Raw genomic sequence first — 11,751 nt, 5'->3', positions numbered from 1 at the left:
TTCACGTTGTTTGTTTCGTTCAGTTTTCAAAGAACTACTTGGTCGCTCATTTGCGACTTCCTTATGTTAACATCTTCATTTTTCAATGTCAACTAAGTTTTTTAAATTTCTTTTTTATCGTCTTCTGCGTTTCCGCATCAGCGACGGTTATTAATTTATCATATAATAACTATTAACGTCAACACTTTTTAATAAAAAATTCTTTTCCTTACATAACGCATACACTCTTCTGCATTAGCGACTCTTCGAAACAAACAAAAAATGATTTTATATCTTTCTTCCATCGCCTTTTTTACAACGTCATGAATACGTTCATCTTCAAAATCAAATAGCAGTTCTTCTAACTCTCTCTTCAATATGTATTCCATTTCTTTTTTCTCTTCTTTCGTTAACATAAACCCAAGCAAATCATCACCTCAATCATTTCTTACAAAGCAATAAACGTTACGCTCATTTTCACTTATCAAAATCCTATCATTCATTATATCCACCGCTTACGATATTAATCCTTTGTTCTCTTTTTAATATTTAAAGCATATATGTAACTGAAAAGGATTGGACAAAGGGGCGTAATATTATGTTTTTCTTTTTTATTACGAGTAAACGAGCTTTTAAACACATTAGCTTAATAGTGATACTTTCCTTATTTACAGCATGGCTTCTCTTTTTGAAAACATATTCACATGAATCTGCTTTTTCAACTGCGACAGGACCTAAAGTTATTTACAAAGGAGACACCTCTAAAAAACAAGTTGCATTCACGTTTGATATTAGTTGGGGAGACAAAAAAGCAATTCCAATCCTTGATACACTTAAAGAAAGAGACATTAAGAATGCAACCTTCTTCGTTTCTGCTGCATGGGCAGAAAGACACCCTGATGTTGTTGAACGCATCATAAAAGATGGACATGAAATCGGTAGTATGGGCTATAATTACACGTCTTACACTTCTCTAGAGACAAATGAAATACGAAGAGATCTTTTACGAGCACAAGATGTTTTTACAAAACTTGGTGTGAAACAAGTCAAACTATTACGTCCACCTAGTGGAGACTTTAACAAAGCAACACTTAAAATAGCAGAATCACTCGGATACACCATCGTCCATTGGAGTAATAACTCAAACGACTGGAAAAACCCAGGCGTAAACAATATCGTTTCCAATGTCTCTACTAATTTAAAAGGTGGAGATATCGTCTTATTACATGCATCCGATTCTGCCCTTCAAACAAATAAAGCTTTACCACTGCTTCTGCAAAAATTAAAGAGCGACGGATATGAGCAAATATCGGTATCACAACTTATTTCTAACACAAGTACAAAAAGTAAAGATGTAAGGTAATTCTTTTCCCTCGTGTCTTCACACATAAAAAGCTCTACTACCTATCATTAAGGTAGTAGAGCTTTTTTCATCCCGATATTTATATTCGTACAACCACCCTGCATAAAAACTCAAAAATCTCTCTTACTTAAGCCGACTTACTCGCCTTTCCAATTAAACGATGTAATATAAGTAACTGATATGCATTACATAATAAAAGTGGTATCACCATTAAATACAACCAATCTGTGTCATTAATACGAAGCGCTGGTACCCACTCAAGAATTGTTACAACAACCATAAAGAACAAAGCGGGCACAAACGCCTTTCTATTCGTTTCTTTACTTTTTATGTAAGCAACAATCGCCCCAAACACAAATAATACACCTGCAACAAGTATGTTATTCCCTAACGAAACTTCCCCATTTGCAATCAATACGGATCTTAAATACACGAAATCAAATAAAACGAATGCAATAAAGAAGAGCTGGACTGCATTCCATAAAGAAGGTGACCTGAACATCCCCAGTCCAAAACGATGGATTGTTAAATAGGCAAAGAACCCCATTTGACTTATAACACTAAAAATAAATCCTACACCCATCAACCAGAAGGAAACTGCTAAAATCTCCTTTCCGTCTAAATTTTGAAAAAATTTAGCGTACTTATCCCACTCCAAAACAAATCCAATAATGACCGTGCTAATCCCACCTAGAAACAACGTCGTAAAAAACAGGCGTACCCACTTGCGGCTATTCACAACACATCCCCCATTATCCTTATATTTCTAATTAAATTGTATCAATGACAATTTCAAAAAGCTAGCCATGTTCATGTATAAATTCCTTAAAGATATTTATATTAAAAAGAGAGAACTGTGTTGAAAGGAGTTCCAACTTATGAAACGGATGCTGCTCGTTTTGACTTCTTCTTTTCTATTTCTTGTACTTGTAGCATGTGCACAAGGAAAAGAAGCAAAGTCCGAACTTGATTATGATCAAACGAAGAAAATGATTGTTGATATTTTAAAAACCGACCAAGGTAAGAAAGCCATTCAAGATGTGTTAACTGATGAAAAAATGAAACAAGCACTCATACTAGATGAAACAGTAGTAAAGAAAACGATTGAAGATGCAATGGTATCCGACAAAGGGCAACAATTCTGGGAAAAGCTCTTTAAAGACCCTGAGTTCTCATCGAAATTCGCTAAAAGTATGGGGAAAGAACAAACAACCTTAATGAAAACATTACTAAAAGACCCTGAATACCAAGCAGGCGTTATAGAAATTATGAAAAACCCTGAAGTAGAAAAAATAATGTTACAAACAATGAAGAGTAAAGAATACCGCCAATATTTACAACAAGTACTAACAGAAACTGCTGAAAGCCCACTCTTCCAAGCTAAGATGATTGATATTATTAGTAAAGGTGTACAAAAGGCCGAAAAAAGTGGATCTGATAAAAAAGAAGCAGGCGGTGCAGGTGGTTCCCAAGACGGTAAAAAGGAGCAACAGTAAAAATAATAATTATAATAATGAGTGGACAATATATGTATCGTCCACTCATTATTATTTTATTTTTGCGCGACAGCTATTTTATCAATTACTGTCTCAGCTATCGTACGATAAATAAGACCCGTCGTATGTGTATCTTCATATACTGAAGGCGCAAAGTCATCTTTATTCCAATCAGGTTGTTGAAGCGGGATTCGGCCAAGTACTTCTGTTTGAAGTTCTGTAGCTAATTTATCTCCTCCACCTCTTCCAAACACATATTCTTTTTCACCAGTTGTTTTACTTTCAAAATACGCCATATTTTCAACAACACCAAGAATACTATGTTCTGTACGTAAAGCCATAGCTCCAGCACGCGCTGCCACAAATGCCGCTGTTGGATGTGGCGTTGTTACAATAATCTCTTTACAAGCTGGCAACATTGAGTGTAAGTCTAGCGCAACATCACCTGTACCCGGTGGTAAATCTAAAACTAAATAGTCTAAATCGCCCCACTCTACTTCTGTAAAGAAGTGATTTAACATTTTCCCAAGCATAGGGCCTCTCCAAATAACCGGTGCATTATCTTCTACAAAGAATCCCATTGAAATTACCTTTACACCTAGACGCTCCACTGGAATGATTCTATCTCCTCTTACAACAGGACGTTTTTCTATCCCCATCATATCCGGTACGCTAAAACCATAAATATCAGCATCAATGATACCAACCTTTTTACCTAGACGAGCTAAAGCAATAGCAAGGTTAACAGAAACTGTTGATTTTCCGACTCCACCTTTTCCACTCGCCACTGCTAAAAATGTTGTTTTTGAATTTGGTGACAATAAAGATTCAGTTTGCTCTTCTTCCTGTTCCGGTGCAAACTGAGCTAATTCCTCTTCTGTAAATTCTGCAAAGCGAAGCCCTACTGTTGCTGCTCCTAGTTCTTTTACTAACTTTACAATTCCAGATTGCAATTGCATTTGTTCCGCTGTTCCGGTTTTTACAATTGCAATTTTAACACTTACATGTTCCTTCTCAGGCTTAACTGTTACCTCTTTAATTGCACCTGTTTCTTTTAACGTTTTATGTAAAAACGGATCTACAATCCCTTCTAACGCTTCCACTACTTGCTCTTTCGTTACCATTGTTAGCCCAGCCCCCTGTATGAAAAATAACGTAATGTTAATTAAATTTATCTCTCTTTATTTTTGAAATAAATGCGTTTACATTTCCAGTATAACATATTTTCGGAAAACTTCGTTAACGAGAGAAACTCAAAAAATCCTCCTTATTCTGGAGGATTCCCTTTTTCCGTGAAATAACGTAATATACCACGATATACTGCAGCCGCTACCTTTTGCTGATATTTCTCCGAATTTAACATATACCTTTCGTTTACATTCGATAAAAAGCCAGCTTCAATTAAAGCACCTGGTGTTTTCGCATACTTTAATAAATACACATGAGAAATTGTTTTAGCAGAACGATTCGTATTCTCTAAACTCGTTCTCAATTCAGCTTGTATAAATTTCGCAGCACGTTCATTTTCAACCGAAGAACGATAGTAGAACGTTTGTGCGCCTTTCGATCCACTGCTAGTTAAAGCATTTAAATGAATACTCGCAAAAAAGTCTACATCAGGCTTATTAATAATCTCTACACGCTTTTTTAAATCCTCTGCTTTACGTCTACTATATGATTTTGTATCTTTCTGAGCTAAATCATAATCTCCCTCACGTGTTAAAATAACTAGTGCACCTTGTTCTTGTAAATAATCTTGTACCTTCTTTGTAATCTCAAGCGTAATATCTTTTTCTATAATATCTTTTCCACCAACAGCCCCTCCGTCTGGCCCACCATGCCCAGCATCCAATACAATCACTTTCCCCGATAAGGGTAAATTCCAAGCTCGCCACGATTTTGTAATTTGAAATTCTTGTTTAACTAAAAAAAACAAAACAACCGCAGCGAGTGCAAAAGAGATAATTCGAATTCTCTTCATACCTTTCCTCCTCCAGCTAGTCCCTCTAATTACTTATATGGGAGAAGAGGAAAGTTTATGCTTGTCTTAATGAAGCTTTAATCGATATCTTCTTTCACCTTTTTCATATCCTTCCTGCCACCATAAGCCTATAAACTGCTGGCAAGATTCAAAAAGTAATTCCTCATCTTGTAACTTAATTTCCCGCATAGTCATGCTCGTTAAAAATTGAAATAGTGTTTCCGTTAATTGTTGCTCTTCTTCTAAGGCTCTATATTTTACATCAAAGAATGATTCACCATAATAACCAAACTTACTGTATCTCGCTCCTAATAAATACGATTCTATCCCTAATTCAATACAGTAATCTTCATACTGACGATGAAGTTCCTGCATCTGAAAGGCATCCCTAATATTTGAACGTAATGTTTTTAATGATAATTCTCGCAGCATCTTCCGTTCATATTTCAACTGCTTTTCTTTTTGTTTTTCTTGTAAGCTGACAATGACATTCATAGTACTTATAAACCTCCCTAATACGTATTAGTCTAAACTTCTAAAGAAGAAGCATACGCGAGAGAATAGCACTAAAATATTCCAAACTACAAAAATTACAAAAGAGGAATGAAACATAAAAAAACCCCAACCAAAATGGTTGGGGTTTGTAGTTCGCAAAAATTAACGTTTTGAGAACTGAGGTGCACGACGTGCGCCTTTAAGACCGTATTTTTTACGCTCTTTCATACGTGCGTCACGAGTTAATAGACCTGCACGTTTTAGTGTTAGACGGTATTCTGGATCAGCTTTTAATAAAGCGCGAGAAATACCGTGACGAATAGCACCAGCTTGACCAGTGTATCCACCACCATTTACGTTTACAAGTACATCGTAGTTACCTAAAGTTTCTGTTGCAACTAGAGGTTGTTTCACTACTTCACGTAATGCAGCAAATGGGATATAGTTTTCAAAATCACGACCGTTAATGATAACGCGTCCTTCGCCTGGAACTAGGCGTACGCGCGCTACTGAACTCTTACGACGTCCAGTGCCATAGTATTGAACCTGTGCCAAAGTAAGCCCTCCTTTAATTGATTATCCGCGAAGTTCGTAAACTTCTGGTTTTTGTGCTTGGTGTGGATGCTCTGCTCCAGCATACACGTTTAATTTCTTAGATACTTGACGTCCTAAACGTCCTTTTGGAAGCATCCCTTTAATTGCAAGCTCTAACATTTGTACAGGGTAGTTTGTACGCATTTCTAGAGCTGTTCTTTGTTTAAGTCCACCTGGGTGGTTAGTGTGACGGTAGTAAATTTTATCGTTTAATTTATTACCTGTTAAATGAATTTTTTCAGCGTTAATAATAATTACATGATCACCCGTGTCAACGTGTGGTGTAAATGTAGGTTTGTTTTTACCGCGTAAAATAGATGCTACTTCAGTAGATAGGCGACCTAAAGTTTGACCTTCAGCATCAACCACATACCATTTACGCTCAACTTCGTTAGCTTTTGCCATAAAAGTCGTACGCATGTGTTTCCCTCCTCGTTATCTTTTCCATAGAAAAAATCTATTGTTTATCTTAAACACGATTTCCTTCCGGGGCTAATCGTGGTTTTAGAAACAATACCATATGTTATGATATACTTTTGAGTTTCTAATGTCAAGCAAATGTTACACCAGGATTAGTTGTTATAGTTTACCTGCCATAAGTAAAGTCCATGACCTGGAGCCATCTTTCCAGCAAACTGACGATTTTGTTTCGCTAAAATCTCTGGAATACTATCAGGATCAAGCTTTCCTTGCCCTACGCTAAGTAACGTACCAACAATAATTCTGACCATATTATATAAAAATCCATTACCTACAAAACGAAAAATTAATTCATCGCCTTGCTCAATTAACTCAATTTCATAAATCGTTCGCACTTTATCTTTTTTGTCAGTTTTTGCCGAACAAAAAGAAGTGAAATCATGCGTTCCAATAAAATAAGGAATCGCTTTTCTTATAGAGCTTATTTCGAGCGGATATGGATATTGATATACGTAATTTCTACGGAATACATCCGCAGTCTTTGATAATAATACACGATAACGATATTCTTTTCTCTCGACACCGTAACGCGCATGAAATTCTTCTGTTTTTTTCTCTACCTGTCTGATAACAATATCATCTGGCAACATTGTGTTTAATGCATTACTCCATTGCCACTCTTCAAGAGACAACGGTGTATCAAAGTGTATGACTTGTCCTTTAGCGTGAACAGTAGAATCCGTTCTGCCCGATGCCTGAACACGAACAAGTTCTCCTTTATGCAATTTCTGCAAAGCTTTCTCAATCTCTTGTTGAACAGTACGATGCTGCGGCTGAATTTGATAACCACAAAAATGCATGCCATCATATGCAACCGTACATTTTATTCTATCCATTTCTCTATTCTCCATTACGATCGCACCCATGCCAAAATACAAGCTAAACAAAGTAAGCTTATAATCGTTACTGTATCGCTTGTTTTCCAGCGTAGTTGCCTAAATTTAGTACGTCCTTCGCCATTTTGATACCCACGTGCTTCCATAGCAATTGCTAAGTCCTCAGCACGCTTAAAAGCACTGATAAATAGAGGAACGAGTAGTGAGATAATAGCTTTTATCCTATCTTTTATCGGTCCTCCTGCGAAATCAATACCACGTGAAGCTTGTGCCTTCATTATTTTACTTGTTTCATCCATTAATGTCGGAATAAAACGAAGAGAAATTGACATCATTAATGCGATTTCATGAACAGGAACTTTTATACGTTTCAACGGCTTTAATAACGTCTCCAAACCATCTGTAATCTCAATAGGTGTTGTCGTTAACGTTAATAATGTCGTCATTAAAATAATAACGAAGAATCGTATAGAAATGTATATCCCTTGCTCTAATCCTTTTTCATGTATCGAAAACCAACCAAGCTGGAATAGTACTTCCCCTTCTTTATTTGTAAAAATATGCAGGAAAAATGTAAAAAGAAAAATCCATAGAATTGGTTTTAAGCCCGAAAGTACATAACGAATCGGCACTTTTGCAAAAAATAAAGCAATGAGTGCATATAAAAATAAAAATCCATATGAAATCGCATTATTTGCTAAGAAAACAACAAATACATATAAAAAGACAATCAGCAGCTTCGTACGTGGATCAAGTTGATGAATAAGAGACTTCCCTGGAATATATCTTCCAATAATCAACTGCTGCATGATTCATGACCACCTTTTCGTAACACCTGCACAACTTCATGAGTAAGATCCTCTAAAGATAAGGTAGCCTTTGGGATTGAAATGCCAAACTTCTCTTCAATTGCACGTTTATACTTTAAAGACATAGGAAGATCCACGCCAATTTTCTCTAGTTCATCAGCATGTGAAAATACTTCCTCTGCACTTCCTTGCAAAAAGACCGTTCCTTTATGCATGACTACAATCTGCTCCGCATACTTAGCAGCATCCTCCATATTATGTGTTACTAGGATAACTGTAAGACCTTTTTCCTTATGCAGCTTATAAAACATCTCCATAAGTTCATTCTGCCCTTTTGGATCTAGTCCTGCTGTAGGTTCATCTAATACAAGCACTTCGGGTTCCATCGCCAATACACCCGCTATCGCAACACGCCTCATTTGCCCACCACTTAACTCAAACGGTGAACGTGTTAACAGTTCTGGCTCTAACCCTACAAGTTCAATTGCCTCTCTTGCCTTTTGCTTCGCTTCTTCTACAGATACCCCAAAATTAGTAGGGCCGAAACAAATATCCTTCTCCACAGTCTCTTCAAACAACTGATGTTCTGGGAATTGAAAGACAACCCCTACCTTTTTACGTAGTGGCTTTAGCTTTTTTTCTTTCTTTCCTGCCGAAATGAAATGTTCACCAATTTGAACTGTGCCATTCGTCGGCTGCAATAAACCATTTAAATGTTGAATCATCGTCGACTTACCTGAACCAGTATGACCGATAATGGCATAATAGCCCCCACTTGGAAACGACACGTCTACATCATAAAGCGCGCGTCTTTCAAATGGAGTTTTATATTGATAACGATGTTCTACTTTTTGGAATGTAATCTCCAAAGTTCGTTCACCAAGCTTTCCATTGTAAGATGCGTATTTTGCAAGAGAATTTCATTTCTTTTTAATAATTCTGCTATTTTCACTGAAAATGGTACATCTAATCCAATTTCTTGGAGCATATGAGAGGACTTGAATATTTGCTTTGGAGTCCCTTCCTCTAATATTTCTCCCTTATTTAAAATAATGACACGGTCTGATTGCGCCGCTTCTTCTAAATCGTGCGTAATTGATAACACGGTAATACCTTTTTGATTAACAAGTTGTCTAACCGTTTCTACTACTTCACGTCTCCCTTGAGGATCTAGCATTGACGTTGCTTCATCTAATATCAAAATAGATGGCTGAAGTGCTAAAACGCCTGCTATTGCCACTCGCTGCTTTTGCCCACCAGATAACGAATGAGGTTCATCATTAAGAAAATCTTCCATACGGACAAGTTTGAGAGCCTGATCTAATCTTTCTACCATTTTCTCTCTTGGCATTCCGATATTCTCTAAGCCAAAAACAACGTCGTCTTGCACTGTCGTTCCAACAAATTGATTATCTGGATTTTGAAATACCATCCCAATTTGTTTTCGAACATCCCATACCGTTTCCTCTGATAAAACCATTGTATCATTTACTGTAATAGTCCCTGCTTCCGGCAAAAACAAACCATTCAATAATTTTGCAAGTGTAGACTTCCCTGAACCGTTTTGTCCAATAACAGATACCCATTCTCCCTCATACAAGGAAAATGAAACATCTTTTAATGCATAAGTGGCTGCCCCAGGATATTGAAATGATATATTCTCTGTCCGAAGTTTCTCTTTTTTCAATACAAGGCACCCTTTCCTTCGCCAAGTTAGCCTATTTTTATATTTAAAAAAAAGGGCCATGACCAGTTTCTTGAAAAGAACTGTCCTGCCCTTTTAATTATCATTATACTAACTCGATAATTACCATTGGTGCTGCGTCTCCGCGACGTGGACCAATTTTTGCAATACGAGTGTATCCGCCTTGGCGCTCAGCATAGCGTGGAGCTACATCAGCGAATAATTTTTGAAGTGCATCTTGACCAGTCTCAGCGTTAGCTACTTCATTGCGAATGAAAGCTGCTGCTTGACGACGAGCGTGAAGATCTCCGCGTTTACCTAAAGTGATCATTTTTTCCACTACAGAACGAAGTTCTTTTGCACGAGTTTCTGTCGTTTGGATGCGCTCGTTGATAATTAAATCAGTAGCTAAATCACGTAACATAGCTTTACGTTGCGCACTTGTACGGCCTAATTTTCTGTATGCCATTCGTAGTTCCCTCCTTTGTTGATGGGTTTAAATCCTCAGTCGTCTTTACGTAAACCTAAACCTAATTCCTCAAGTTTATGTTTAACTTCTTCTAAGGATTTACGTCCTAAGTTACGAACTTTCATCATATCTTCTTCTGTTTTGTTCGCAAGCTCTTGTACAGTATTAATTCCTGCACGTTTTAGGCAATTATAAGAACGAACAGAAAGATCTAGTTCTTCGATAGTCATCTCAAGAACTTTCTCTTTTTGATCTTCTTCCTTCTCGACCATAATCTCAGCATTTTGTGCTTCATCAGTTAAACCAACAAAGATATTTAAATGCTCAGTTAAGATTTTGGCACCTAAAGAGATAGCTTCTTTTGGCCCGATGCTTCCATCCGTCCATACATCAAGCGTAAGCTTATCATAATTAGCCACTTGTCCGACACGTGTCTTTTCCACTTGGTAAGTCACACGTGATACTGGAGTATAAATAGAATCAATAGGAATTACTCCTATTGGTTGATCTTCGCTTTTATTTGCATCAGCTGGCGTATACCCACGGCCACGCTTTGCAGTTAAACGCATGCGGAAATGCGCATTTTTTGCTAACGTTGCAATGTGTAAATCTGGATTTAAGATTTCTACATCACTATCGTGAGTAATATCAGCAGCTGTGACAATACCTTCGCCCTGCACATCAATTTCCAACGTCTTCTCTTCTTCAGAGTAGATTTTAAGAGCTAACTTTTTCAAGTTTAAGATGATCGTCGTAACGTCTTCTACTACGCCCTCAACTGTTGAAAATTCATGTAATACGCCATCGATTTGGATAGCAGTAACAGCGGCACCAGGGAGTGAGGATAAAAGAATACGACGTAAGGAGTTACCCAAAGTAGTACCATATCCACGCTCAAGCGGTTCAATTACGAATTTACCATATTTAGCATCTTCGTTAAGTTCAACCGTTTCGATTTTCGGCTTTTCGATTTCAATCATTAACTAAACCCTCCTTCAAAACGTCGAAACCCCGGTTAAACAAAGGGATACCCCCTGTCTAACCGAAAGTCCCCCTTAGGCAGTTCCCGATTGTGCACAACAAGCGATGTTTCTGTACGAAATTTCTCGATAATGCATCATATCCATTATAGACAAAAGGGAAAATTCTATACAGAAAAATTACACACGACGACGTTTTGGTGGACGACATCCATTATGAGGAACTGGAGTAACATCTCTAATTGCTGTTACTTCTAGACCTGCAGCTTGAAGAGCACGAATTGCAGCTTCACGGCCAGCACCAGGACCTTTAACAGTAACCTCTAAAGTTTTTAAACCGTGCTCCATTGCAACTTTAGCAGCAGCTTCAGCAGCCATTTGCGCAGCGAATGGAGTAGACTTACGAGATCCACGGAAACCAAGTGCACCAGCACTAGACCAAGAAAGTGCGTTACCATGAGTATCTGTAAGTGTTACGATTGTGTTGTTGAAAGTAGAACGAATATGAGCTATACCAGCTTCAATATTCTTTTTCACACGTTTTTTACGAGTGTTTGTTTTACGTGCCATTGTTAGTTCAACCTC

16 protein-coding genes are annotated in these 11,751 nt (G+C 37.4%); 2 read left to right on the top strand and 14 right to left on the bottom strand.

Going from position 1 to position 11,751, the window contains the following annotated elements; all coding sequences use genetic code 11:
• Positions 1-188: 188 nt before the first annotated feature.
• The gene (locus tag AC1Q8N_RS27725; protein ID WP_000900297.1) at positions 189-407 is read right to left on the bottom strand and encodes a hypothetical protein; all 219 of its coding nucleotides are present in this window, start codon (positions 405-407) and stop codon (positions 189-191) included.
• Between the two features lie 170 nt (positions 408-577).
• Here AC1Q8N_RS27725 and pdaB point away from each other — a divergent pair, with 170 nt between their 5' ends.
• Entirely contained in the window at positions 578-1,342 is a 765-nt protein-coding gene (pdaB, locus tag AC1Q8N_RS27720) for a polysaccharide deacetylase family sporulation protein PdaB (protein ID WP_000464700.1), read from the top strand.
• A gap of 127 nt (positions 1,343-1,469) precedes the next feature.
• On the opposite strand, the gene kbaA is transcribed toward pdaB, so the two are convergent.
• Complete coding sequence (kbaA, locus tag AC1Q8N_RS27715) at positions 1,470-2,081, bottom strand: KinB signaling pathway activation protein KbaA (protein ID WP_097906618.1); 612 nt, start codon at positions 2,079-2,081, stop codon at positions 1,470-1,472.
• A gap of 139 nt (positions 2,082-2,220) precedes the next feature.
• Between kbaA and gerD the strand changes: the two genes are divergently transcribed.
• The gene (gene gerD, locus AC1Q8N_RS27710; protein ID WP_048543034.1) at positions 2,221-2,838 is read left to right on the top strand and encodes a spore germination protein GerD; all 618 of its coding nucleotides are present in this window, start codon (positions 2,221-2,223) and stop codon (positions 2,836-2,838) included.
• Positions 2,839-2,894: 56 nt separating this feature from the next.
• Here the strand turns inward: gerD and AC1Q8N_RS27705 are convergent, their stop codons facing one another.
• The 12 genes from AC1Q8N_RS27705 to rpsK form a co-directional block, all read right to left on the bottom strand.
• Positions 2,895-3,962 carry an Mrp/NBP35 family ATP-binding protein gene (locus AC1Q8N_RS27705; RefSeq protein ID WP_000256609.1) on the bottom strand — a complete coding sequence of 356 codons (1,068 nt, stop codon included), beginning with the start codon at positions 3,960-3,962 and terminating at the stop codon, positions 2,895-2,897.
• Between the two features lie 143 nt (positions 3,963-4,105).
• Entirely contained in the window at positions 4,106-4,819 is a 714-nt protein-coding gene (gene cwlD / locus AC1Q8N_RS27700) for an N-acetylmuramoyl-L-alanine amidase CwlD (protein ID WP_000822446.1), read from the bottom strand.
• A gap of 66 nt (positions 4,820-4,885) precedes the next feature.
• The gene (locus AC1Q8N_RS27695; protein ID WP_001101006.1) at positions 4,886-5,314 is read right to left on the bottom strand and encodes a YbaK family protein; all 429 of its coding nucleotides are present in this window, start codon (positions 5,312-5,314) and stop codon (positions 4,886-4,888) included.
• A 162-nt stretch (positions 5,315-5,476) separates the two neighbouring features.
• Positions 5,477-5,869, bottom strand: a complete 393-nt coding sequence (gene rpsI / locus AC1Q8N_RS27690) for a 30S ribosomal protein S9 (RefSeq protein WP_000079986.1) — start codon at positions 5,867-5,869, stop codon at positions 5,477-5,479.
• 21 nt (positions 5,870-5,890) lie between these two features.
• Entirely contained in the window at positions 5,891-6,328 is a 438-nt protein-coding gene (rplM, locus tag AC1Q8N_RS27685; protein ID WP_001260795.1) for a 50S ribosomal protein L13, read from the bottom strand.
• Between the two features lie 152 nt (positions 6,329-6,480).
• A complete protein-coding gene (gene truA / locus AC1Q8N_RS27680) occupies positions 6,481-7,224 on the bottom strand; it encodes a tRNA pseudouridine(38-40) synthase TruA (RefSeq protein WP_002096935.1) in 744 nt (247 codons plus the stop codon).
• A gap of 14 nt (positions 7,225-7,238) precedes the next feature.
• Positions 7,239-8,033: an energy-coupling factor transporter transmembrane component T family protein gene (locus AC1Q8N_RS27675; RefSeq protein ID WP_001186519.1), complete on the bottom strand. Its 795-nt coding sequence runs from the start codon at positions 8,031-8,033 to the stop codon at positions 7,239-7,241.
• Entirely contained in the window at positions 8,021-8,902 is an 882-nt protein-coding gene (locus AC1Q8N_RS27670) for an energy-coupling factor ABC transporter ATP-binding protein (protein WP_000406519.1), read from the bottom strand. The genes AC1Q8N_RS27675 and AC1Q8N_RS27670 overlap by 13 nt, the downstream gene beginning before the upstream one ends.
• Positions 8,878-9,720, bottom strand: a complete 843-nt coding sequence (locus AC1Q8N_RS27665; protein WP_000711780.1) for an energy-coupling factor ABC transporter ATP-binding protein — start codon at positions 9,718-9,720, stop codon at positions 8,878-8,880. Before AC1Q8N_RS27665 ends, AC1Q8N_RS27670 begins: the two co-directional genes overlap by 25 nt.
• A gap of 103 nt (positions 9,721-9,823) precedes the next feature.
• Positions 9,824-10,186, bottom strand: coding sequence for a 50S ribosomal protein L17 (rplQ, locus tag AC1Q8N_RS27660; protein WP_000331490.1), 363 nt, complete (start codon positions 10,184-10,186; stop codon positions 9,824-9,826).
• Positions 10,187-10,221: 35 nt separating this feature from the next.
• On the bottom strand, positions 10,222-11,166 hold the full coding sequence (locus tag AC1Q8N_RS27655) for a DNA-directed RNA polymerase subunit alpha (protein WP_000569644.1): 945 nt from the start codon (positions 11,164-11,166) through the stop codon (positions 10,222-10,224).
• 180 nt (positions 11,167-11,346) lie between these two features.
• The gene (gene rpsK / locus AC1Q8N_RS27650; protein ID WP_000101797.1) at positions 11,347-11,736 is read right to left on the bottom strand and encodes a 30S ribosomal protein S11; all 390 of its coding nucleotides are present in this window, start codon (positions 11,734-11,736) and stop codon (positions 11,347-11,349) included.
• Positions 11,737-11,751: the final 15 nt, after the last annotated feature.

Source organism: Bacillus sp. GW823-FHT06B01, assembly GCF_058952315.1.
The sequence above is the reverse complement of the archived record's forward strand: the minus strand, read 5'-3'. Positions and strand labels throughout refer to the sequence as shown.

What these genes read in the sequence shown, in the direction of transcription:
- rpsK (WP_000101797.1), bottom strand. Translation starts at nt 11,736, where the DNA reads ATGGCACGTAAAACAAACACTCGTAAAAAACGTGTGAAAAAGAATATT.
- AC1Q8N_RS27695 (WP_001101006.1), bottom strand. Translation starts at nt 5,314, where the DNA reads ATGAATGTCATTGTCAGCTTACAAGAAAAACAAAAAGAAAAGCAGTTG.
- cwlD (WP_000822446.1), bottom strand. Translation starts at nt 4,819, where the DNA reads ATGAAGAGAATTCGAATTATCTCTTTTGCACTCGCTGCGGTTGTTTTG.
- rplQ (WP_000331490.1), bottom strand. Translation starts at nt 10,186, where the DNA reads ATGGCATACAGAAAATTAGGCCGTACAAGTGCGCAACGTAAAGCTATG.
- truA (WP_002096935.1), bottom strand. Translation starts at nt 7,224, where the DNA reads ATGGATAGAATAAAATGTACGGTTGCATATGATGGCATGCATTTTTGT.
- gerD (WP_048543034.1), top strand. Translation starts at nt 2,221, where the DNA reads ATGAAACGGATGCTGCTCGTTTTGACTTCTTCTTTTCTATTTCTTGTA.
- AC1Q8N_RS27655 (WP_000569644.1), bottom strand. Translation starts at nt 11,166, where the DNA reads ATGATTGAAATCGAAAAGCCGAAAATCGAAACGGTTGAACTTAACGAA.
- rplM (WP_001260795.1), bottom strand. Translation starts at nt 6,328, where the DNA reads ATGCGTACGACTTTTATGGCAAAAGCTAACGAAGTTGAGCGTAAATGG.
- AC1Q8N_RS27705 (WP_000256609.1), bottom strand. Translation starts at nt 3,962, where the DNA reads ATGGTAACGAAAGAGCAAGTAGTGGAAGCGTTAGAAGGGATTGTAGAT.
- pdaB (WP_000464700.1), top strand. Translation starts at nt 578, where the DNA reads ATGTTTTTCTTTTTTATTACGAGTAAACGAGCTTTTAAACACATTAGC.
- AC1Q8N_RS27675 (WP_001186519.1), bottom strand. Translation starts at nt 8,033, where the DNA reads ATGCAGCAGTTGATTATTGGAAGATATATTCCAGGGAAGTCTCTTATT.